Source organism: Corynebacterium sp. ES2775-CONJ, assembly GCF_024814515.1.
Lineage (GTDB): Bacteria > Actinomycetota > Actinomycetes > Mycobacteriales > Mycobacteriaceae > Corynebacterium.
This window is the reverse complement of the sequence record NZ_JANUXT010000003.1, coordinates 211,786-232,389: the sequence shown is the minus strand read 5'-3', so window position 1 is coordinate 232,389 and position 20,604 is coordinate 211,786. Positions and strand designations below refer to the sequence as shown.

The 20,604-nt window shown below is 52.9% G+C and carries 19 protein-coding genes; 13 read left to right on the top strand and 6 right to left on the bottom strand.

Annotated features, from left to right (window positions below; all coding sequences use genetic code 11):
• Nucleotides 1–17 precede the first annotated feature (17 nt).
• Nucleotides 18–335, top strand: coding sequence for a hypothetical protein (locus tag NXT01_RS05065; protein ID WP_259078461.1), 318 nt, complete (start codon nt 18–20; stop codon nt 333–335).
• Here the strand turns inward: NXT01_RS05065 and pth are convergent.
• The 4 genes from pth to glmU form a co-directional block, all read right to left on the bottom strand.
• Nucleotides 322–861, bottom strand: a complete 540-nt coding sequence (pth, locus tag NXT01_RS05060; protein ID WP_396124740.1) for an aminoacyl-tRNA hydrolase — start codon at nt 859–861, stop codon at nt 322–324. The two genes, NXT01_RS05065 and pth, sit on opposite strands and share 14 nt — an antisense overlap.
• Before the next feature lie 65 nt (nt 862–926).
• The gene (locus tag NXT01_RS05055) at nt 927–1,562 is read right to left on the bottom strand and encodes a 50S ribosomal protein L25/general stress protein Ctc (RefSeq protein WP_259078249.1); all 636 of its coding nucleotides are present in this window, start codon (nt 1,560–1,562) and stop codon (nt 927–929) included.
• A gap of 269 nt (nt 1,563–1,831) precedes the next feature.
• The gene (locus NXT01_RS05050) at nt 1,832–2,812 is read right to left on the bottom strand and encodes a ribose-phosphate diphosphokinase (RefSeq protein WP_259078248.1); all 981 of its coding nucleotides are present in this window, start codon (nt 2,810–2,812) and stop codon (nt 1,832–1,834) included.
• 120 nt (nt 2,813–2,932) lie between these two features.
• Nucleotides 2,933–4,387, bottom strand: coding sequence for a bifunctional UDP-N-acetylglucosamine diphosphorylase/glucosamine-1-phosphate N-acetyltransferase GlmU (gene glmU, locus NXT01_RS05045; protein ID WP_259078246.1), 1,455 nt, complete (start codon nt 4,385–4,387; stop codon nt 2,933–2,935).
• Nucleotides 4,388–4,792: 405 nt separating this feature from the next.
• On the opposite strand from glmU, the gene NXT01_RS05040 reads away from it, so the two are divergent.
• Together NXT01_RS05040 and mfd are read left to right on the top strand one after the other, a co-directional pair.
• Nucleotides 4,793–5,407, top strand: a complete 615-nt coding sequence (locus NXT01_RS05040; RefSeq protein ID WP_259078451.1) for a TetR/AcrR family transcriptional regulator — start codon at nt 4,793–4,795, stop codon at nt 5,405–5,407.
• Between the two features lie 51 nt (nt 5,408–5,458).
• Nucleotides 5,459–9,232, top strand: a complete 3,774-nt coding sequence (mfd, locus tag NXT01_RS05035) for a transcription-repair coupling factor (protein ID WP_259078245.1) — start codon at nt 5,459–5,461, stop codon at nt 9,230–9,232.
• A gap of 88 nt (nt 9,233–9,320) precedes the next feature.
• Here mfd and NXT01_RS05030 read toward each other — a convergent pair whose 3' ends face one another.
• Entirely contained in the window at nt 9,321–10,799 is a 1,479-nt protein-coding gene (locus NXT01_RS05030) for an amino acid permease (RefSeq protein ID WP_259078243.1), read from the bottom strand.
• A gap of 246 nt (nt 10,800–11,045) precedes the next feature.
• On the opposite strand from NXT01_RS05030, the gene NXT01_RS05025 reads away from it, so the two are divergent.
• The 4 genes from NXT01_RS05025 (at nt 11,046) to NXT01_RS05010 (ending at nt 15,303) form a co-directional block, all read left to right on the top strand.
• A complete protein-coding gene (locus tag NXT01_RS05025) occupies nt 11,046–11,486 on the top strand; it encodes a YbjN domain-containing protein (RefSeq protein WP_259078241.1) in 441 nt (146 codons plus the stop codon).
• A 2-nt stretch (nt 11,487–11,488) separates the two neighbouring features.
• The gene (locus tag NXT01_RS05020) at nt 11,489–11,950 is read left to right on the top strand and encodes a YbjN domain-containing protein (RefSeq protein ID WP_259078240.1); all 462 of its coding nucleotides are present in this window, start codon (nt 11,489–11,491) and stop codon (nt 11,948–11,950) included.
• A gap of 148 nt (nt 11,951–12,098) precedes the next feature.
• A complete protein-coding gene (locus NXT01_RS05015) occupies nt 12,099–14,594 on the top strand; it encodes a hypothetical protein (RefSeq protein ID WP_259078238.1) in 2,496 nt (831 codons plus the stop codon).
• Nucleotides 14,595–14,667: 73 nt separating this feature from the next.
• The gene (locus NXT01_RS05010) at nt 14,668–15,303 is read left to right on the top strand and encodes a MazG nucleotide pyrophosphohydrolase domain-containing protein (RefSeq protein ID WP_259078236.1); all 636 of its coding nucleotides are present in this window, start codon (nt 14,668–14,670) and stop codon (nt 15,301–15,303) included.
• A gap of 27 nt (nt 15,304–15,330) precedes the next feature.
• On the opposite strand, the gene NXT01_RS05005 is transcribed toward NXT01_RS05010, so the two are convergent.
• Nucleotides 15,331–15,783 (bottom strand): hypothetical protein, encoded by a 453-nt coding sequence (locus NXT01_RS05005; RefSeq protein ID WP_259078235.1) that lies wholly within the window; start codon nt 15,781–15,783, stop codon nt 15,331–15,333.
• A gap of 166 nt (nt 15,784–15,949) precedes the next feature.
• Between NXT01_RS05005 and NXT01_RS05000 the strand changes: the two genes are divergently transcribed.
• The 6 genes from NXT01_RS05000 (at nt 15,950) to NXT01_RS04975 (ending at nt 20,575) form a co-directional block, all read left to right on the top strand.
• Nucleotides 15,950–16,738, top strand: a complete 789-nt coding sequence (locus NXT01_RS05000) for a lytic transglycosylase domain-containing protein (RefSeq protein WP_259078233.1) — start codon at nt 15,950–15,952, stop codon at nt 16,736–16,738.
• Nucleotides 16,739–16,786: 48 nt separating this feature from the next.
• Nucleotides 16,787–16,912 (top strand): hypothetical protein, encoded by a 126-nt coding sequence (locus NXT01_RS04995; RefSeq protein ID WP_259078232.1) that lies wholly within the window; start codon nt 16,787–16,789, stop codon nt 16,910–16,912.
• Between the two features lie 131 nt (nt 16,913–17,043).
• Nucleotides 17,044–18,321 (top strand): phosphopyruvate hydratase, encoded by a 1,278-nt coding sequence (gene eno, locus NXT01_RS04990; protein WP_259078230.1) that lies wholly within the window; start codon nt 17,044–17,046, stop codon nt 18,319–18,321.
• A 157-nt stretch (nt 18,322–18,478) separates the two neighbouring features.
• The gene (locus NXT01_RS04985) at nt 18,479–19,018 is read left to right on the top strand and encodes a septum formation initiator family protein (RefSeq protein ID WP_259078229.1); all 540 of its coding nucleotides are present in this window, start codon (nt 18,479–18,481) and stop codon (nt 19,016–19,018) included.
• A 34-nt stretch (nt 19,019–19,052) separates the two neighbouring features.
• Nucleotides 19,053–19,613, top strand: a complete 561-nt coding sequence (locus NXT01_RS04980; RefSeq protein ID WP_259078228.1) for a DUF501 domain-containing protein — start codon at nt 19,053–19,055, stop codon at nt 19,611–19,613.
• Nucleotides 19,610–20,575, top strand: a complete 966-nt coding sequence (locus NXT01_RS04975; protein ID WP_259078227.1) for a Ppx/GppA phosphatase family protein — start codon at nt 19,610–19,612, stop codon at nt 20,573–20,575. The genes NXT01_RS04980 and NXT01_RS04975 overlap by 4 nt, the downstream gene beginning before the upstream one ends.
• The last annotated feature ends 29 nt before the right edge of the window (nt 20,576–20,604 follow it).

The following is a 20,604-nucleotide window of genomic DNA, read 5'->3' as shown; positions in this document are numbered from 1 at the left end:
GCTATCTTCGTAGTACTATGAGTTCTTCTTCCTCGCGCTTAAGCAGCTATCAGCCTAAGGTGACAACGCAACTGAGAGCGCGGAAGATCATCGACGACGCCTTTGCCCAAGCTCTAGCTGAGTCCGACATTCATCCCTCAGCGGTATCCTCACCCACCTCCACGCGCGAACTGCGTGACAGCATAGCCAAGGGATCTCCTAAGAAAAAGTGCTGCCGCTCGCATCCGCGGTGCAAAAAGTGCCCCACGGTCATGCACCGTTTGCGGCGAGCGGGGGCACTAAAGCTCGACGATAACGCACTGAAAGCCGCTCTGGTAAAAGCTAGGAAGTGGTAGCGATATAGCGTTCGATCTCGTCGGCCATATCGGCACATATTACCGGCAGAGATTCCTGCTCTTTTTTAGAAAAGGGTTTGAGTACAAAACTGGAGACATCCATTCGGCCGGGTGGCCGTCCTATACCCAGGGCACAGCGAATATAATCCTTACCTGCACTCCGCGTTATTGAGCGCAGACCTTTATGTCCGTGATCGCCACCGTGATGCCGGAGTGCAGTATGGCCGAACTCCAACTCAAGGTCGTCGAAGAGTATCAGCATTCTAGAGGGATCAATCTTATAAAAGTCCGCGAGCGCTCGGACAGGTATTCCTGATTCATTCATATATGACCGCCCCTGTGACAAGATAACCCGGTGGGAAGCGATATGAGTTTCCGCTACCTGAGTGCGAGTCCGAGTATGTTGTTTAAGGGTTTCCCCGGTACGTTCGAGCAGTTCATCAAGAGCCATGCGCCCAATATTGTGGCGTGTTTTGGCATAACTGGGGCCTGGATTACCTAATCCAAAAATCAGAAAAGTCATCATCGATCCTTGATAAGCAAAATGCCAGGGTCCCCTCGAGGAGGGGACCCCAGCATTTTAAGTGTTGATTATTCTTCAGACTCGGCTTCCTCAGCGTCACCCTCGGATGCCTCAGCCGCTTCTTCAGCGTCCTCGTCAACCTCTTCCTCGTTGAGCTCCTCGTAGGAAACGGAAGCGATAACGGTTTCTGGATCGAGGATCAAGGTGGTCTTAGCAGGCAACTCGATATCCGAAGCCAAAACCTTATCGTCGGCATTGAGGCCTTCGATATTGTGGATGATCTCTTCCGGAATAGAGAATACATCGGCTTCGACCAGGATGGTATCGATATCCTGAACCAACTGAGTACCAGGCTCGGTCTCGCCCTCGAATACCACAGGTACTTCAACCTCTACCTTCTCGCCGCGCTTAATAGCGAGCAGATCGATATGATCGGCGTTGAAGGTCAACACGTTTTGGTCGACGTGCTTAATCATGACCATGTGGCTGTCGCCCTCGATATCGAGCTCGAAAACGGCGTTGGAGCCGTAGTTACGCAAAACTGCGTGGATCTCGAGAAGATCAGCGGAGAAGTGAACGGGGTTATCCAGGGTCTGGCCATAAATAACGCCGGGAACGCGGCCTGCAGCGCGCAGACGGCGAGCAACACCCTTGCCGAACTCCTGGCGAGGGGTAGCGCTAAGAACCAAAGTATCTTGTGCCATGGTGTACTCCTTCAAGTACTAAATGCGACCCAGGGCAAAACAAAGGCCCTGCGGTCTCGATAGAAACAGAAAATTGTCATCGTCGAGTCTTCGCAAGGCCACACTATGGCAATATGAAGATATCTATCGCGTCGATAACGGCGCACTCAAAGAAGAATCCTCGAGCTCGCCCTCGCCGAGACTAGGAAATCTTAACATAGAAAATATACTCTCTCAACAGAACTGGCCACGAGCATCAACGCTCGTGGCCAGTCTAAATATCGGCGTGGCTAAGCCTCGCCCTCGAAGAGGTCGGTAACCGAGCCATTCTCGAAAATTTCATTGATGGTACGTGCCAGCAGTGGGGCAATAGATAAAACCGTGAGATTGTCCCAATCTTGATGATTTTGCGGCAGCGTGTCGGTGGTAATGACCTCTCGAGCACCGCACTTCGATAGCCGTTCGCGAGCCGGGCCAGAGAATACGCCGTGCGTGCAGGCTATAATAACGTCTTTAGCGCCGGCATCGCGCAAAACGCCTACGGCTCCAGCGATTGTTCCACCAGTGTCAATCATATCGTCCAGTAGTACCGCGGTCCGTCCAGCAACTTCGCCAACCACCCGGTTAGATACAACCTCATTGGCCACCTCAGTCGAGCGGGTCTTATGAACGAAGGCCAAAGGTGCTCCACCAAGGGTGTTAGCCCACTTTTCAGCGACTTTCACTCGACCAGCGTCGGGAGAGACCACCACGATATTCTCAAGGGAGTATTTCGACTTGATATAGTCCGTGAGAATAGGCATTGCATGCATATGATCGACCGGACCGTCGAAGAAACCTTGGATCTGATCGGTGTGTAGATCCACCGAAACGATGCGGTCGGCACCAGCGGTCTTGAGGAGGTCAGCGATGAGACGGGCCGAAATGGGCTCACGGCCGCGGTGCTTCTTATCCTGCCGGGCATAAGGATAAAAGGGCACAATTGCCGTAATGCGTTTGGCTGATCCACGCTTGAGGGCGTCGATCATAATGAGCTGCTCCATGAGCCACTTATTCAGTGGTTGATTGTGGGCCTGGATAACAAAAGCATCCGAACCACGAACTGATTCTTCGAAACGAACGAAGATCTCACCGTTGGCGAAGTCGCGGGCGGTCATGGGGGTGAGTTCGATACCTAACTCGCGGGCGACAGCTTCGCCCAGCTGCGGATGTGCGCGCCCCGAAAAGACCATGAGGTTCTTCTTGGTTTCGCTCCACTTGGTGGCGGTCATTCGAGAACTAACCTTCCTTTAAGGTGAGTAATTAGATGAGGAAAGTGGGTGAGTGTCAACTATGGGTTAATCTGGCACTACCGTCTTTTAGAGTACTTCTTTTCTTAGCTTGACGCGAGATTATGAGGATTCTCGTGCCCGCCGAGCTGCCTTGGCTGATGGGGTTCCTGGGCGATGAGTTTCTACCCAGCCTTCAATAGTGCGCTGTCGGCCTCCCGATACCACCAGAGCACCTGCTGGAACATCCTCGCGAATGACCGTACCCGCTCCAGAATAGGCGCCATCGCCCACGGTTACTGGAGCAACGAACATGGTGTCCGAACCAGTGCGCACATGTGAACCCACCGTGGTGTGATGCTTATTGACGCCGTCGTAGTTGACAAAAACAGAGGAAGCTCCGATATTAGATTCTTCACCGATTGTGGCATCACCGATATAGCTGAGGTGAGGAACTTTCGAACCACGTCCGATTGTGGCGTTTTTTGCTTCCACGAAGCCGCCCAGTTTGCCACCTGCGCCGAGATAGGTGCCAGGGCGAATATAGGTGAAAGGCCCCACTGAGGCTTTAGGTCCGATCTCCGAGCCCATGGCGTGGGTGCGAATCACGTGCGCGCCTTCACCAATAATCATATCGCGCACAGTGGTATCAGGGCCGATCACCGCATCATCGGCTATTCGAGTATTTCCCAGGAGCTGGGTCCCAGGATAGATCGTTATATCTTGGCCCAATTGCACGTCGACATCGATCCACGTCGTTTCTGGATCAATGATTGTTGCCCCACCCTGCATTGCGGCAGCTAGGAGGCGGCGGTTTAATACCTTGCCTGCATAAGCTAATTGGCCGCGATCATTAACACCTACTAGCTCCTGAGGATCTGCCGCACGATGGGCGCGTACAGGATACCCTTGCGATCGAGCAATGGATAAGACGTCAGTGAGATACAGTTCGCCCTGGGCGTTATGGGTTGTAAGTTTGCTGAGAGCATGACGAAGCAAACGAGCATCAAAAGCAAATACTCCCGAGTTCACCTCAGTAATGGCAAGCGTATGTGGATCGGCGTCCTTTTGCTCCACGATTGCAGTGATATTGCCATCGCCATCGCGTACGATCCGGCCGTAGCCAGTCGGGTCGGGTTGTTCAATGGTAAGAACTGTGACCGCGGTAGGAGCCTGATTATGGGCGCTGACCAGAGCGTTGAGCGTCTCTGGCCGTAGGAGAGGCACGTCGGCATTGGTCACGACAATGGTGCCCTGGAAGGCGCTAATGTCACTTGCGCTCACCAGCTCATCTAAGGCATCTAAACCACACTGCACTGCATGCCCGGTGCCTTTTTGCTCCTCCTGAATAGCCTGGACGACATCGATACCGATTGCATCAATGGCGGGGCCGACCTGGTCGCGACAGTGGCCAATGACGGCAACAATATAATCTGGGTCGATTCCAGCAGCGGCGTGGAGGGAGTGACTGAGTAAGCTGCGCCCGCCAATCGTATGCAACGTTTTTTGTAGCTTGGACTTCATTCGAGTTCCAGCGCCTGCAGCTAGAACGATGACGGCGGTTTTATGCGCATTCACTTTCGAGGTACTCCTTTGAGGAAAATAGCGAATATGTCTATGGTGCCACTGTAGTCGGGTCGGACTGGCTTCGGTAAGATTCACACTCTGCTGATCCTCTACCGGTTGACCAAAAACCTCAGCTCTAGCTTGCGTGCCTGAGTGGAGACTTTTCCCTGCTCAAAGAACCAGGAGAGATAATTGGCACTCCGGGCTCAAGCTATGTATAATGAGGAAGTCCAATCGCGACATTGTTTGGATTTTTCCCTGTGGTGTAATCGGCAACACTACGGTTTTTGGTACCGTCATTCGAGGTTCGAGTCCTTGCAGGGAAGCATTATTATCCCCACCCCTTGGTAGTATCAGGGGTGGGGATATTGTTTTCGGTGTCCCATCCTCGAAGGGTTAAAGACTGCCATGACACGTATGACCGGAAAAGAACGCCGAGAACAACTCATTGCGGTTGGGCGCAGTACTTTCGCCGAGCGCGGTTACGAAGGCACCGCAGTCGAAGAATTAGCGGCGCGCGCCGGGGTCTCTAAACCCGTCATCTATGAGCACTTCGGAGGAAAAGAAGGTCTCTACGCAGTTGTCATTGACCGCGAAATGACGAGGCTGGAGACGGTGATCACTCAGGCCCTTACCTCAGGCACATCTCGCCAACGCATCGAGCAAGCAACCTTGGCCCTACTGAGTTACGTAGACGCTGAGACCGATGGTTTTCAAATCCTCGTGCGCGATATGCGTCCGGGCTCCCAACGCAGTTATTCGACGTTGCTCAACGATGCGGTCAGCCAAGTGTCCCATATCCTGGGGCGAGCCTTCGAACGCAATAACCTCCACCCCGAATTAGCCACACTCTATGGTCAAGCCTTAGTTGGAACGGTCAGCATGACAGCTCAATGGTGGCTCGATCAGCGTAGCGGCGACAACGCTCTTGCCAAGGAAGACGTGGCCGCGCATATTGTTAATTTATGTTGGAATGGACTTGCCGGCATTGAGCGAGATCCGCATCTGGGCATTCTAGAATCGAGGCAATAGGGATCGGCTAGACTCTTCTAGGTTGAGTTTAATCTAGGGGAGAGAATATTAATGTCGAGCCAACCGCTCATGCTGTCCGGCCTACTCAAAGTAGCTGCAACTGATCCTAAGCTGAAGGGCTTACGTTCATCAATTGGGGAGAAGTCCCTGCACATAACGGGGATCACCCAGGCACGCCCGTGGGCGATTGGAACCATTGCTCAAGACGTTCCTACCCTCGTCATCGCGGCAACTGGGCGGCAGGCGGAAGATATCCACGCCGAATTAGTGGCCATGTACGGTGACAAAGTGGGATTCTTCCCCGCGTGGGAAACTCTCCCTCATGAGAGATTGAGCCCCGCCAGTGATGTTGCGGGCAGACGCGCACAGGTGCTCGAGAACCTCGATACTTATAAGATCATTGTCACCCCTGCACGCGGTGCTTGCCAGCCGATTGTCCGATCCGTCGCGGGGCGCGAGGCTCTCATTCTCGAAAGTGGAAAAGAATATGACCTCAATGAGGTTGTGGAAGGTCTAGTATTCCGTGCGTATGCACCCGTTGACCTGGTGGCCAAGCGAGGGGAATTCGCGGTACGCGGTGGTATCGTAGATATTTTTCCCACCACCATGGACAATCCTGTGCGCGTGGAATTTTGGGGTGATGAGATCTCGGAGATGAAACCCTTTTCTCCAGCAGATCAGCGCAGTTACCTCGATGGCGATATCACTTCGCTGGAGATCTACACTGCGCGGGAATTGCCCATTACAGACGAGATTGCCCAGCGAGCCCAGGAACTTGGCAGGACCTTTGAATCTCACCCCATCCTGCAAGATCTCCTTGTGAAGATTGCCGATAAGATGCCCTCCGATGGCATGGAAGCTCTGATCCCAGCTCTGGTGGAGTCGTCTCTGGTTACCCTTGCCGAGATGATGCCCCAAGGCACCCACGTCGTGGTTCTAGACCCCGAGAAAGCGCGATCGAGGATCGCAGATTTGCAATCCACCGATAAGGAATTTCTCCTCGCCAGTTGGGAAGCTGCCGCCATGGGGGCAGATGGTCCGATTTCGGTGCCGGAGCTCGATCTCGAGGGATCTACATACCGCAGTTACGAGGCGCTAGAGATAGCCGCGCATCAAGCTGGACATGCGTGGTGGACATGTGCTCCTCAGGGCATGTTTGAAGCGGCAGAAACGCAGACCCTAGAGCTCAATTTCGAGCAGGGTCCAACCCCGCGCGGCGATGCTGATCAGATCGCCGAGATGATGACTAAATTACGTGCCCATACGATTGGTGGTGGGCGGGCCGCTTTTATTGCACCAGCAGAAGGGGCGATCAAACGGATGGTCGCCCGCTTTAAAGAGAATGGTATTGCTCATAGGGTTGCCAGCCCCGGGTGGGAACCGAATCCCGGAGAAATTACCCTCTACCAGGCTTTAAGCCATGCTGGTTTGGTTTTTCCTCGAGTGCGTAAGCATCGCGATGCTGAGGCTTTACCGTTAGTGGTGATTACCGAAACCGATCTCACAGGTAATAGAGTCGGTGATATCGCTGGTCAACGTCATAAGCGCTCCAAAAAGCGGCACCGGGTGGATCCGCTGGCGCTCACGGTGGGGGATTATGTTGTTCACGAAACTCATGGCATTGGTAGATTCCTCACCATGACAGAGCGAACCGTGGTGGTGGGGGACGAAACCTCCAGGCGCGAGTATATTGTGCTCGAATACGCGTCGTCGAAACGCGGGCAGCCAGCCGATCAACTTTATGTTCCCATGGATTCCCTCGACCTGCTCAGCAAATACGTCGGTGGAGAGAAACCCAGCTTATCGAAGATGGGGGGTGCGGACTGGAAAAATACCAAGAAAAAAGCACGCAATGCGGTGCGAGAGATCGCTGGCGAGCTTGTAGAGTTATACGCCAAACGCCAGGCATCACCGGGTCATGCTTTCGCCCCCGATAGCCCGTGGCAGCGTGAAATGGAAGATAACTTCCCCTTTGCGGAAACCGAGGATCAGCTACTCGCCATTGAATCAGTGAAGAACGACATGGAAAAAGCTGTACCCATGGATCGCGTGATTGTTGGCGATGTCGGCTATGGCAAAACCGAGGTAGCGGTACGCGCGGCCTTCAAGGCGGTGCAAGATGGCAAACAGGTGGCTGTGTTGGTTCCCACAACCTTGCTTGCCCAACAACATCTGAGCACTTTTGCCGAACGAATGGCAGGATTTCCCGTAACTGTGCGAGGGCTATCGAGATTTACCTCAGCATCAGAATCGCGCGAGATCATCCAGGGCCTTGCCGACGGCGGAGTCGATATCGTCATCGGAACCCACCGACTGCTGCAAACGGGTGTGCAGTGGAAAAATCTCGGCCTCGTTATTGTCGACGAAGAGCAGCGCTTTGGCGTGGAACACAAAGAACATATCAAGGCGATGCGGGCGCACGTGGATATGCTGACGATGTCGGCCACCCCGATCCCACGCACCCTCGAAATGTCGATGGCGGGCATTCGAGAAATGTCGACGATTTTAACGCCACCGCAGGACCGCTATCCCATTTTGACCTACGTAGGCCAATATGAGCACAAACAAGTAGCAGCTGCCATCCGGCGCGAACTCTTGCGCGATGGTCAAATTTTCTTCGTGCATAACAAGGTCGCCGATATCGAAAAACGAGCTCAGGAATTGCGAGACTTAGTTCCAGAAGCTCGTGTGGTGGTCGCTCATGGGCAAATGAATGAGGAGCTCCTCGAGCGGACTGTCCAAGGTTTTTGGGATCGTGAATACGATGTTTTGGTATGCACGACCATTGTAGAAACTGGGCTCGATATTGCTAATGCCAATACCTTGATTGTAGAAAATGCACACCATATGGGCCTTTCGCAGCTCCATCAATTGCGTGGACGTGTGGGACGTTCACGATCGCGGGGTTATGCCTATTTCTTGTACCCCAAAGGAGCAATCTTGACCGAGACCTCCTATGATCGCCTCGCAACTATCGCCCAAAATAATGATTTGGGAGCTGGTATGGCAGTGGCTATGAAGGATCTCGAAATGCGTGGTGCCGGCAATATTCTTGGAGCTGAACAATCAGGCCATATTGCCGGAGTTGGTTTCGACCTTTATATTCGACTCGTAGGCGAAGCTGTGGAAGCGTATCGAGCTCTAGCCTCCGGAGAGGTGGTAGACGCCTCCGACCAAGGCCCTAAGGAAATTCGCATTGACCTCCCCGTGGATGCTCATATCCCCGAGGAGTATATTGACGTGGAGCGGCTGCGATTAGAGCTCTACCGATCGCTAGCAGCAAGCGCTAATGAAGCGGATTTAGGCGCCGTTATGGAAGAGATGACCGACCGTTTTGGGGCGCTGCCAGATCCGGTCAAACGGCTCATAGCGGTGGCGCGCCTACGCCATATATGTCGTTCGCTCGGGATCGGTGAGATGATCATGCAGGGAAATAGGGTCAAAATTCATCCCGTGCAGTTAGCTGATTCGAAACAACTCCGCCTCAAGCGCCTCTACCCAGGAGCGACACACCGCCCGGCAGCCCAAGCTATTACGGTGCCTCTGCCTAAGGCGGGGCCGAAGTTCACTGATCCACCCCTGCGTGATCTCCCACTGGTGCAGTGGTGCGCTGATTTCTTGGCGGCCATGTGGGATAGTCAACGCATCGATGTCTCGAATGGGCATCAGCTGGCAGGAGAGATTATATCTGTTGTGGAAGAACCTCACTCTAAGGTCTCAACTCCTAGCCGCCCCAGCACTCGAGTAGCGGGTCGACGGCGCCTATCAGATATGGATGATGACGAACGCCGCGAGGAAAGGCGGCGCCGCTACCGGCTGCGGTAGAAACGTTTCCGCACCCACGATTCGCTTTACCCCTGCTCTGCGAACCTTAAAGCGAAAACCACACCGCGATTTACGGTGTGGTTTTTCCCTATAGGCTCAAAGAGCCAGTGTAGAGCCCTATTATTGCTGCGATTGAAAAGATAACAAGAATCCCAACCACTCCTATTTCGAAAGAATTGAAAATCTTCTTTCTGTAGTGCCATCGAGTCCAGATATAGGGAATAAGACCTGGAAGGACCGCTAATGCCCCAAAAAGGACAAATACTGGATCTGCAGCGTAAACCAACCAAAGAGAATACGTTAGGGCAAGTATCCCAACCCCTAAATGCCTACGATTAAGTTGTGCTGAGATTTGCACTGTGTCATATCCAATTGAGGGCGCGAGATCGTCTTCGCTAAAGCCGCGCCCACGCACCGCCAATAAAATGAGGTAGAACGAGGAAAAAATATAGGGAACTAGGTAGAGCACCGTAGCCAACTGCACCATGAAAATATAGGTCGTCTCATTGAGATAGAACACAATGATGCAGATCTGAATAACGGCGGTGCAGATCAGTTGCGCCAACCATGGGGCCCCCTGGTTAGTCAGAGAACCAATCTTACGCGGCAGTAGCCTATCATAAGCCATCATGGCAAGTGGTTCAGCACAGAGCATCTGCCAAGAAATATATGCTCCCAAGACTGAAAGACATAGACCGACGGAAATCAGCGCGCCGCCCCACGGTCCCACCACAGCTTCGAGAACTCCCGCCATTGAATTATCGGGTAGGGCCGCAAGTTCCTCTTGGCTGAGAACACCAAAAGAGAGAGTTGCTACGGTGACGAGGAGTAAAAGAACTGTAAAAAATCCAATGACTGTGGCGCGGCCGACATCAGCGCGAGAGTGCGCCTGCTTGGAATAGACCGAGGCCCCCTCGACACCAATAAACACCCACACTGTAAAGAGCATGATCCCCTGAACCTGCTCAAATACCGATCCAGCTGCAGCGTGGCCCCAAAAATCAACAGTGAATGTGTCCCAGCTAAAACCGAGGAAAAGTACGAGGATAATAAAAGCGAGAATGGGAAGTAATTTGGCCACAGTAGTGACCCCATTCATTATCTTTGCCTGTTGGATACCGCGAGCTAGAACTGCAAAGACTATCCACGTCATCGCAGAGACACATATAGCCTGGAAGAGCCTATTATCGCTGCTGAAGACCGGAAAATAGTGTCCCAGCGTACCAAAAAATAAAGTGGCATAACCTACCTGGGCGATTACTGAGCCTAGCCAATAGCCCCAGCCCGACGTGAAGCCTATATAATTTCCCAGCCCAGCACGTACGTAGGCATAGACACCAGAATCGAGGTGCGGTTTGCGATAAGCCAAGATGTGGAAAACAAAAGCTACCGAAAGCATACCGATGCCGGCGATTATCCAGCCGATGAGCATTGCGCCTGGACCCGCCACAGAGGCGATATTTTGGGGTAAAGCAAAAATCCCCGAACCTACAGTCGATCCAACAATGATGGCAACGAGCGCCCAGAGTCGAACGGTATTAGGTTGCCGCTGCTCAGATTTATTCACCGCGCTGAGTCTAGTACATACCTATTCCACAAACGAAAAAGTTTCAGGCGAATTAACACGCTTGGGTGCAGCTCATAGCGCTGATGAGAGAGCTGAACTTTGAGATTCAGGCCGCAATCTTAAATAATTCCTCTACACTTAGTTGACGGGTCTAGAGGGTGCTCGGTTGAAGAGAGGGCGGAATCAAGTCCTCCATATCATATCTGGACTAATCCTAGTTTAAAACAATGAAGGAGCTTAAATTTTATGGCTTTAGCACAATATAATCACCAGCGGCTGGAGGCCGCTCTCGAACGAGCTAATCTGCTCTTCGACCAACAAGAAGGGTTTATCGGAGTCGGCTTCGATGAAGGCTGGTTCGGCTTCGATATTCTCGGTGAGAGTCAAATCTTGCGCTGCTTCGGACGCTGGTTCGGTGAGGCGAAGGAACCTCATGATATCGCCACGCTACGCGAACTAGCCGCGCACCTTAACTCTGATAGCTATCTGTTTAAGCACTATCCCCTTGAACTCGACAACGGTGTCACAGTATTGCAGTTTGAGCACTGTCTACCGATCACAGCTGGGATTAGTGATGAACAGATAGATTCCTTTATTGACGCAATGTTCACTGCAGGCCACAGCGTATTCACTAATGCCGCTAAGGAACTGCCCAGCTTGGCACCTGCTACGGGTGAGGAGAAATAATAATGGCTTGGTTTAAAAAGACTGAAGAGACTACTCCCGTTACCAAAGATCGACTCGAACAGTGGTTTAGTTCCAGAGGATACTCGATGAGCTGGGAAGACGACACTGCATATGCCATTTTCGACGGTTTCTATACTCGTTTCGATGTCGGTCATGATGCTCTGACAACGGTAGGCGTCCACTACCCTGAATTGCCTATCCCGCCAGAGCGTATCGATGAACTCACATCTTTTGTCGAAACGCGCAATCGAGAAGGTAGCCTCGGCATTTGCTACCTCAAAGAAAACGAGGGCCACGTAGACTTCGTGTCCGATCACTCTTTCATTACGGTGAAAGGCGCCTCGGACGAGCAAATAGATGAGTGGATTGACGCCGGCATCTCCGCTCAGCTCGGTCATGCCATGGCTTTATGTGAACAATTTGGTGTACAGCCACCGGTGGAACCGCCCAGTGATGACGCCTAAGGGCGCTTAGAGTTTTCTCAAAAAGGATAGAGTGCTTCCTAGGTGATCTCATACTGTGGTCACAGCCTTAACGTGTAGGAGTTGAGGGGGAAGCACTCTTTTTTAAAAAATAACCAAGCAAAGTGCGACCTTAAATAGAAAGTAGTATATGAGCAGTCAATTTGAAACCGATGAACTCCGCGACCTGATGGAGCGCGCCTATGCTGCTCCTTATGGTAAGTCATGTTCGTCTTTGTGGGCTGAGGCAGTTCAGCTAGCTCACGATGAGGGGCGCTGCGAAGAGGAATTCGAGTGCTATGTCCATCTAGCATCATCCCTTGGACAAGGTGGGGAGATCACTCGCATGATTGCCCCGTTTTTGTGGGTGGATAAGACACGCAAGGTTCATCCAGAGTACTTCACCCCGGATCTTGCAGAATCATTTGCATGGTCGTATAAATACCTCATGTCGGCAGTGCGTGCAGTGCCGACGATTAGCGCCCAGCAATGCCTAGACAGCTTGGCCGAGATGAAAAAGCTCTACCTTGACATGGGAGACCCGCTCAAGGCGTATTATATGCGCGAATACTACCTATACAAAGAGCTAGGTATGGATGAGCAAGCGGAAGAATCCTTCAGCCAGTGGCAGGCTGCTGAGGGGAGTGAACTCTCCGACTGCGCTGGCTGCGATCCCTCGCACTTGGTGGGCTACCACGAATTAAACGGTGACTATGAATCAGCAGTGAAGGTGGGCGAGAGAGCTTTGGCTGGGGAAGAGGAGACCTGCCCTTCCCAGCCAGAGTCGCTCTATACCGAATTGCTCATACCGTGGTTAATGACCGGTAGAGACGATAAGGCATGGCGTGCCCATACCCGCAGTATGCAGCGCTTTAGTTACGACAAGCACTTTCTCTCCGATTTTGCAGTCCACATCAACTACTTAGTGATCTCAGGTCTCGCTAATCGGCCGGAACGATTAAAGCGCGGTTTAGAATATTTCATCCGTTTCTTGCCATGGTGGCTAGAAGCGGAATCTCCCGCGGAGTTACTTCTTCTCTCACGCTCATTCGCTGGGCTATTACGCCATATCCCCCAACAAGATGTCGCTCTCGGGGTAGATCTTCCTGGCAGTTTACTGCCATGGGTAAAAGCCCCCGATATTAAGGATCCCACTATTGCAGATGCAGCGCAGTGGTGCACTGATATCGCTGTGACCCTAGCCCAAGAATTCGATGAAAGACCCGGTATCGTGCGTCCCCACCACGTGGAGGCAACGCGCGAGATCATCTTCTCCCCACCTCGTATTGATCCCCTTCCTGATCCCGTCGTCCACGATGCAGCAGGCGGCTTCACAACGGTAGACACTGTTGACTACCGGGTAGATACCGGCAATTTTTCGGATATGGAACGACTGACGGTCGCTGCTGAGGAATCGGAGGAGCAGCCTCTCACGCTCATTTCTCTACACGGAGACTGGAAAGAATTAAGTGACGAGGAACTGGACGCACGTCATGAGGTTCTGCAGACACAATTACCAACCATTTATACTATGGTGCAGGCCGAAAAGCACAAGCGTGGCCTTACGTGGCCGGAGCAGCTTGATACCGAAACTGACCCAGCTCGGAAACTTCTTGCGAACGCTATTACCAGTTTTAACGAGCGCGATTTCCGTTCCGCGGCAATCCAGGCTGACGAGGCTATGCGCACCCCAACTGCTGAGCCTATCGGAGTGCGTCTGACTGGTATGTCCCTGCTAGGCGCTGCAGCCATGCACGCTGGATATGCCAGCGAGGCGATTGAACCACTGCGTCACTGGTTGAATCTGGTGGCCGCTTATGAATTAAGTTGGCAGCGAGAAGCAGCCGCAACAGCGCTTGCCGATGCCCTCATCGCCACCAAGCAATACTCGGAGGCCGCCGAGGTTATTTCGATGACGCTCGACGCCCTCAGCGATCGACCTGCTGTCAAACTTCGCGCCATGCTCGTAACCAGCCTAACTGCGCTCGACCTAGCGCGGGCTGCCTGCAGCGCTGCTTTCGACTTAGCGAAGAATAGCGAAGATCGCGAGGTCATCGTTGATGCCTATCAAAAAGCCTTCCAGAGCGCTTATCAAGAGCGCGAATTTGACGTAGCGATTTCTATCGCTGATGAAATCGCTCAGATCTCCCGCGTTAGCTATCGTGATAATCCAACAGATGACAACGCAGCGCAACTCGACTCCGCCCTGGTCCGATCCATCTTCGCACGCACTTCAGCACCTGGCACTCTTGACGATGCGGAATTTGCCGTGGTTGAATCGCTCACCGAGGAGCGTCGCGATATAGCGAAGCAGAGAAACGACGATGAGCGTCGACTGGCAGGGGCTCTCGCTGATATCAACGAGGACCTTGCCCTAGGTGCGGTACGGTCAGCGCGCTCCATGGATTTTACTCTCCATATGGAAAATGCCCTTGAAAGTTTCGCGGAGTATCGGTTCTTCCCGGAGGCTGCACGCTGTGCGCTGACACTTGGCGAAGTCGCCGCGGGGGAGCAACGGTGGGTGGAGGCCCGGGCTCGGCTGCAGGAGGCCCGAACGTTTATGGATCAGGCAGCAGTTGTCCCAAGCGCCCTGCGTTCACGTGAAAAAGGCCTGGAAGAATTTCTTAATCAGACCTTAGACGACTAGAAGCGCTTGTCCGCTAGCCCACGTATACCCACCATATAAGGGGTGTCGGCCATACGTGGGCTAGCATGATCTCATGACTCAAGCCCATCTCACTGTGCTCATCCTCGACCCGCGCTGGCCCACTATGGTCCCTCTTAATATCCTCAAAGGCCTTCGAGGGTCGATTGAAGTGACCGAGGATATTCCAGAGCAGCTGCTTTCCTTGCTCAAAGATCTAATACCCGCTGGGCCTGAGATACTTCTAGTGAGCAGCCAGCCCAACCATCCTGCGGTCAAAACCTTTATGGATCAGGATGCTGTATTAATCTGCGCTCCCTCGCTGGAGGATCCTGTTGATCAAGCTGTACAGACAATGAGACGAGCTTTGGAGATAGGAGAGTGGGAGAGAGCCCAAACTCATCGTTCTCTGATTCCTTACCTGCGTGAAGAGACGGCCGAAGTCATCGAGGCCATTGAATCAGAATCTGGGGATGACCAGATTCGAAACGAGTTATCGGATGTGCTTTTGCAGGTTTTTTTCCACGCCGAAATAGCCGCCCGACGCGGAGCTTTTGACTTCGCCGATATAGCGTCAAGCTTTACGGCGAAAATGCGTCGGCGTGCACCTTATCTTTTCGATGGAACCACTGAGACCATTCCTACCGAAAAGCAGCAGGACATATGGCAAAAGGCAAAGCTAATGGAAAGTGAAAAACAGGCGCAACCATAGGGTTACGCCTGCTTCTTCATCGTTGATCTATGAGCTCAGTAAAGATAAGGCCGAAGAGCCCAGGGAACTGGTGGAATTCGAGGAGCCCGAATCAGACGAACCTGAGTTGGACGACGCTGAAGGGGCATCCGGAGAGACAATTTCACACGTCAGTGCGCGGTTGAGCACTGGCTCGAGAGCGATAGCGCGGATCTTGGAGGGAACATTAGTATTCGTAGCCTCTTTGTAAAGGACGTCTGAAAGCTGCTGTCGAGTCATGCCAGGTTTGACGTTGTCACCGAGCATGGAACCTAGCAGTGAGCACGGGGTATTGGAGACGAAGAAATCCACTGCCTTCTGGCTCACAGTGCCGAAGGAATCGAGAGCTTTAATAGCGGTGAGAATGGTTCCTAAACCAGCAGCATTGGCGGCTGGGACCGTAATGCCAGAGCTCAAGAGGGCAGTGCCGGCTACAGCAACAATGGCGCGACGAATACGCATATTTACGTGTCCTTCCAGTAAAAATAAATTACGACAGAGCAACAATAATAGAAAAACCACCTACTGCATAGATATATAAGGGTCGGGGGTAATTGGTAGGGGATCGTTCGAGCCGGCGCGTTGGAGGAAATTCTGCTCACCACAAAGATTGCTAGAATCACACCCCATGAGCGGTGGAGTAAAAATTGTGTCGGGTTGCGCGGTGGGTGTCCTGCTTGCTGTGATCACGGTGATAGCAGTAGTCGGATGGAGCCTGTCCTTCCTCGACCAGGGGCCAGCGGTGAGGCAGTTAGCACCTATCCCTGAGAATATTCCACCAGCCAGAGGCCAAGAGGTTCCCCTCATTGATGTCAACGCGCCGGGACGCACCTCGGATAAACTGCGCTTTTGGGCCGATCCAATTTCGGCCGAGACAGGGGTATCCTCGGCCGCTTTGCGTGCCTATGGCAATGCGGAACTCATCGCGGCGCAATCGTGGCCCGAGTGCCATCTGTCGTGGACGACACTTGCAGGAATCGGTTATGTCGAAACTAGGCACGGAACCTACTCAGGACAGCTCTTCAACTCGCGTGATATAGATGAAGACGGTAACGTTTTGCCTCCCATTCTCGGGGTCCAACTTGATGGATCGCCCGGATTCGCCGAGATCCGCGATACCGATCAAGGACAATTAGACGGAGATTCGGAATTTGATCGAGCTATTGGTCCCATGCAGTTTATTCCGACCTCTTGGCAACGATACGGGCGTGACGCCTCGGGGGATGGGGTGGCGGATCCCAATAATATCGACGATGCCGCTCTAGGAGCAGCCAACCTACTGTGCTCTCAGGGCGACCTAGCCACGCCAGAGGGGTGGACTCGTGCTGTTTTGTCCTATAACAGCTCGCAAGCCTATCTGATTAAAGTACGCAACGCCGCTAATTCCTATGCGCTCTCACAACCAGCGATGCGGTAGAGAGCACTTTCAACCAAGCGGAACGAACTGTTCGTGTGAAGATCGTTGATGTGCAGAAACTCACAACCTAATCTCGACGGCCATCAAGGATCGACACCGACACTTGATATTGCTCGGAAAACGCTGTTCAGCGCCGGTTTCTACGACAAGGTGGGGGAGGAATATCTAGGCTAAAAACCACAAAACCAAACATGCTCTCACAGAAAGCCAAGGCGGACACTTAAAAAAAGTGCGTTTGTTATATAAGCTCGTAAGACGAGTCCTCATACGAGAACACTTACCTTTAACCACAGAGGAGTTTTACAGTGGCTGATATTATGCATGTATTTGCACGCGAAATTCTTGACTCACGCGGTAACCCTACCGTTGAAGTTGAGGCTTTCCTCGACGATGGCGCTCACGGCGTCGCCGGCGTTCCATCAGGCGCCTCCACCGGCGTCCACGAGGCACACGAATTGCGCGACGGTGGCGACCGCTACCTCGGCAAGGGAGTTTTGCAGGCAGTAAAGAACGTCAACGAAAAGATCGCCGATGCTATCGCAGGTATCCCAGCCGATGACCAGCGTCTGATCGACCAGGCCATGATCGAGCTCGACGGTTCTGAGAACAAGAAGAACCTCGGTGCAAACGCTATCTTGGGTGTATCTATGGCCGCTGCTCACGCGGCAGCCGAGTCAGCTGGTCTACCCCTCTATCGCTATATCGGTGGACCGAACGCACACGTCTTGCCAGTTCCGATGATGAATATTGTCAATGGCGGCGCACACGCAGACTCCGGTGTGGACGTTCAGGAATTCATGATCGCTCCTATTGGCGCTGAATCCTTCTCCGAAGCACTGCGCATGGGTGCGGAAGTGTACCACTCCCTCAAGTCCGTTATTAAGTCCAAGGGGCTTTCTACTGGCCTTGGCGACGAGGGCGGCTTTGCTCCTTCGGTTGAGTCCACCCGTGCCGCTCTTGACCTCATTGTAGAAGCCATTGAGAAGGCTGGCCTGAAGCCAGGTGCCGATATCGCTTTGGCCCTAGACGTTGCATCCTCGGAGTTCTACAAGGATGGTAAGTACCACTTCGAAGGTGGCGAGCACACCGCAGAAGAGATGGCCAAGGTTTACGAGGAACTCGTTGACGCTTATCCAATCGTATCTATCGAGGATCCTCTTCAGGAAGACGACTGGGAGGGTTATACCAACCTCACCGCTAAGATTGGTGACAAGGTACAGCTCGTGGGCGACGATTTCTTCGTTACCAACCCAGCTCGCCTCAAGGAAGGCATCGAGAAGAAGGCCTGCAACGCGCTCCTGGTTAAGGTTAACCAGATCGGTACTTTGACTGAGACCTTCGATGCCGTTGAGATGGCTCACCGCAATGGTTACCGTTGCATGATGTCTCACCGCTCCGGTGAGACCGAGGACACCACCATTGCTGATCTTGCTGTGGCGTTGGGCTGCGGTCAGATTAAGACCGGTGCTCCTGCTCGTTCTGAGCGGGTGGCGAAGTACAACCAGTTACTGCGCATTGAGCAGGAACTCGAGGGTGCAGCAGTTTATGCTGGGCGCTCTGCATTCCCACGTTTCCAGGGCTAGGGTCTAGGCTAGAAGTTAGCCGTTTCCCCTCCCTTATTGACTAACTGAACTCGCACCTTCAAACGTGAAGGTGCGAGTTCAGTTTATTTCTACGGGTACCACCCCCCGTGCGGCTTTAGATACCTGTGGGCGTGAAGGTGCTAAAATTTAGAATCCTATGCAACGTAAAAATAGAGCTGTTCCGGTTCTCAACCGTGAGAAAGAAATAAGGGCTACACGTCCGAAGCGCACACCCGTGCGGCTCGGTCTTGAAGCCTATGCAGCCATAATTGCTGCCGTTGCTTTCGTCATAGTCATTATCTACGTACCGGTGCGCGATTATATGGAGCAGCGCTCTGAGATAGACCGCTTAGAGGTCTCGATTTCTCAGCTCACCAAGCAAAAAGATAAGCTCCAAGACGATCTGAACCATTATCAATCCGAGGAGTATATTCGCGAGCAAGCACGAATTCGATTAGGGGTCATTGCCCCTGGCGAACGTGCCTTCCGGATCATCGACCCTGGCCTTGAGAACTCCCGTCATACGCAAGCAGTTAGCCCGAAAAATGAAGAAATTCGTATTTGGTACGAGACCCTCTGGGATTCAGTGACTGTGATCCCCGAGGAGGATGAACAGCCGCCGCGAGAAAATAAGCTTCCTCTTTTGAGCGATCTGCAGGCTCCCGTCCCATCGGCTCCCGAGGAGGGTGAAAGATAGGTGAGAGGGCGGGCATAGTCTAAAATCTTCAGATATGAGTGTCGACGAAAAAGATCTAGCTGCCGTAGCCCGCCAACTTGGTCGCAGTCCGCGTGGAGTCGTTGAAATATCCTATCGATGCCCGGACGGTGCACCTGGCGTCGTGATGACGCGTCCTCGCTTAGAGGATGGAACGCCTTTTCCCACTCTCTACTATCTGACAGACCCGCGGTTAACGGCCGAAGCATCCCGCTTGGAGGTCGCTCATATTATGAAATGGATGACTGAGCGTCTATCCAAAGATCACGAGCTCGCGGCGGACTATCGAAGAGCCCACGAGTATTTCCTTGATAAGCGCAATAGCTTAGAGGACCTAGGAACCGAGTTCTCTGGTGGGGGAATGCCAGATCGAGTAAAATGCCTTCACGTTCTTATCGCCTATGCCCTGGCTGAAGGACCGCAACATGTCCAACTGGGGACCGAGGCCGTCGCCATTGCTGCCCAACACGCTAACCTGCGCGGAACCGCTATTCCTGAAGACTGGCCTACGGTTGATGATTTAGGTATCGATATGGAGCACTTCGACTTCACTCATGCTGAGGCGCCACGCGCATGACTAGATATGCAGCGATTGATTGTGGGACGAACTCCCTACGGCTTCTTATTGTAGAGTGCACCCGGGATGGCGACATCAAAGAAATAGCGCGTCAGATGGAAATCGTCCGCCTGGGAGCCGCAGTGGATGCGACAGGTGAATTTGATCCAGCAGCAATCGAGCGAGCACGTCTCGTACTCGCTCGCTATGTCGATATTATGCGCGCCGAGAGGGTTGCCGATATCCGTATGGTGGCGACATCTGCGACCCGGGATGCAAAAAATCGCGAGGTTTTCTTTGATATGACGCGTACTGAGCTCGCTCCAATTAGGGAGGGAGCGGTTGCGGAGGTTATTAGTGGGGACGAGGAGGCACAACTTTCTTTTGCCGGGGCCGTGGCCGATCTGAACCCTGATCGAGGACCCTTCTGCGTCATCGACTTAGGCGGTGGCTCCACCGAATTTGTAGTCGGTTATCCTCATGGCAAGATTCTCGGTTCTTACTCGGCACAAATGGGGTGTGTGCGGCTGAGCGAGCGCATCCTTCACACGGATCCTCCAACTGACAAGGAACAGCTTCAGGCCGCAGAGTATATTTCCCAACAGCTACGTGACGTGCAAAACGCAGTACCTATTTCCCAGGCTCGCACATTTGTCGGGTGCGCCGGCACGTTTACCACACTCGCTGCCTTGGCACTGGGTTTAGAGACCTATGATGCTACGAAAATTCATAACACAACGCTAAGATTTCCCGCCTTAAAAGTGTTGAATAAGGAGCTCATCGGGCTCAGTAGTGCTGAGCGGCGCATGAATCCTGTGATTCATCCAGGACGAGCGGATGTTCTCGCCGGTGGGGGATTAGTAGTCAATGCCATAATCGACATGATCGCCTATATCACCAATATTTCACAGATCACCATTAGTGAAAAGGATATTTTAGACGGGATCATTCTGGGCATGATCTCTTCAAAGAGTTCCCCATAAAACACCGTGTTCGCGCTGGTGAGATCTTC

Excerpts from the sequence above, each read along its gene's own strand:
- mfd (WP_259078245.1), top strand. The coding sequence starts at position 5,459 with ATGTCGAGCCAACCGCTCATGCTGTCCGGCCTACTCAAAGTAGCTGCA.
- NXT01_RS05020 (WP_259078240.1), top strand. The coding sequence starts at position 11,489 with ATGGCTTGGTTTAAAAAGACTGAAGAGACTACTCCCGTTACCAAAGAT.
- NXT01_RS05040 (WP_259078451.1), top strand. The coding sequence starts at position 4,793 with ATGACCGGAAAAGAACGCCGAGAACAACTCATTGCGGTTGGGCGCAGT.
- NXT01_RS05015 (WP_259078238.1), top strand. The coding sequence starts at position 12,099 with ATGAGCAGTCAATTTGAAACCGATGAACTCCGCGACCTGATGGAGCGC.
- pth (WP_396124740.1), bottom strand. The coding sequence starts at position 861 with ATGATGACTTTTCTGATTTTTGGATTAGGTAATCCAGGCCCCAGTTAT.
- NXT01_RS05000 (WP_259078233.1), top strand. The coding sequence starts at position 15,950 with ATGAGCGGTGGAGTAAAAATTGTGTCGGGTTGCGCGGTGGGTGTCCTG.
- NXT01_RS05055 (WP_259078249.1), bottom strand. The coding sequence starts at position 1,562 with ATGGCACAAGATACTTTGGTTCTTAGCGCTACCCCTCGCCAGGAGTTC.
- NXT01_RS04975 (WP_259078227.1), top strand. The coding sequence starts at position 19,610 with ATGACTAGATATGCAGCGATTGATTGTGGGACGAACTCCCTACGGCTT.
- NXT01_RS05025 (WP_259078241.1), top strand. The coding sequence starts at position 11,046 with ATGGCTTTAGCACAATATAATCACCAGCGGCTGGAGGCCGCTCTCGAA.
- NXT01_RS04985 (WP_259078229.1), top strand. The coding sequence starts at position 18,479 with ATGCAACGTAAAAATAGAGCTGTTCCGGTTCTCAACCGTGAGAAAGAA.
- NXT01_RS05005 (WP_259078235.1), bottom strand. The coding sequence starts at position 15,783 with ATGCGTATTCGTCGCGCCATTGTTGCTGTAGCCGGCACTGCCCTCTTG.
- NXT01_RS04980 (WP_259078228.1), top strand. The coding sequence starts at position 19,053 with ATGAGTGTCGACGAAAAAGATCTAGCTGCCGTAGCCCGCCAACTTGGT.
- NXT01_RS05010 (WP_259078236.1), top strand. The coding sequence starts at position 14,668 with ATGACTCAAGCCCATCTCACTGTGCTCATCCTCGACCCGCGCTGGCCC.
- NXT01_RS04995 (WP_259078232.1), top strand. The coding sequence starts at position 16,787 with ATGTGCAGAAACTCACAACCTAATCTCGACGGCCATCAAGGATCGACA.
- NXT01_RS05050 (WP_259078248.1), bottom strand. The coding sequence starts at position 2,812 with ATGACCGCCACCAAGTGGAGCGAAACCAAGAAGAACCTCATGGTCTTT.
- NXT01_RS05065 (WP_259078461.1), top strand. The coding sequence starts at position 18 with ATGAGTTCTTCTTCCTCGCGCTTAAGCAGCTATCAGCCTAAGGTGACA.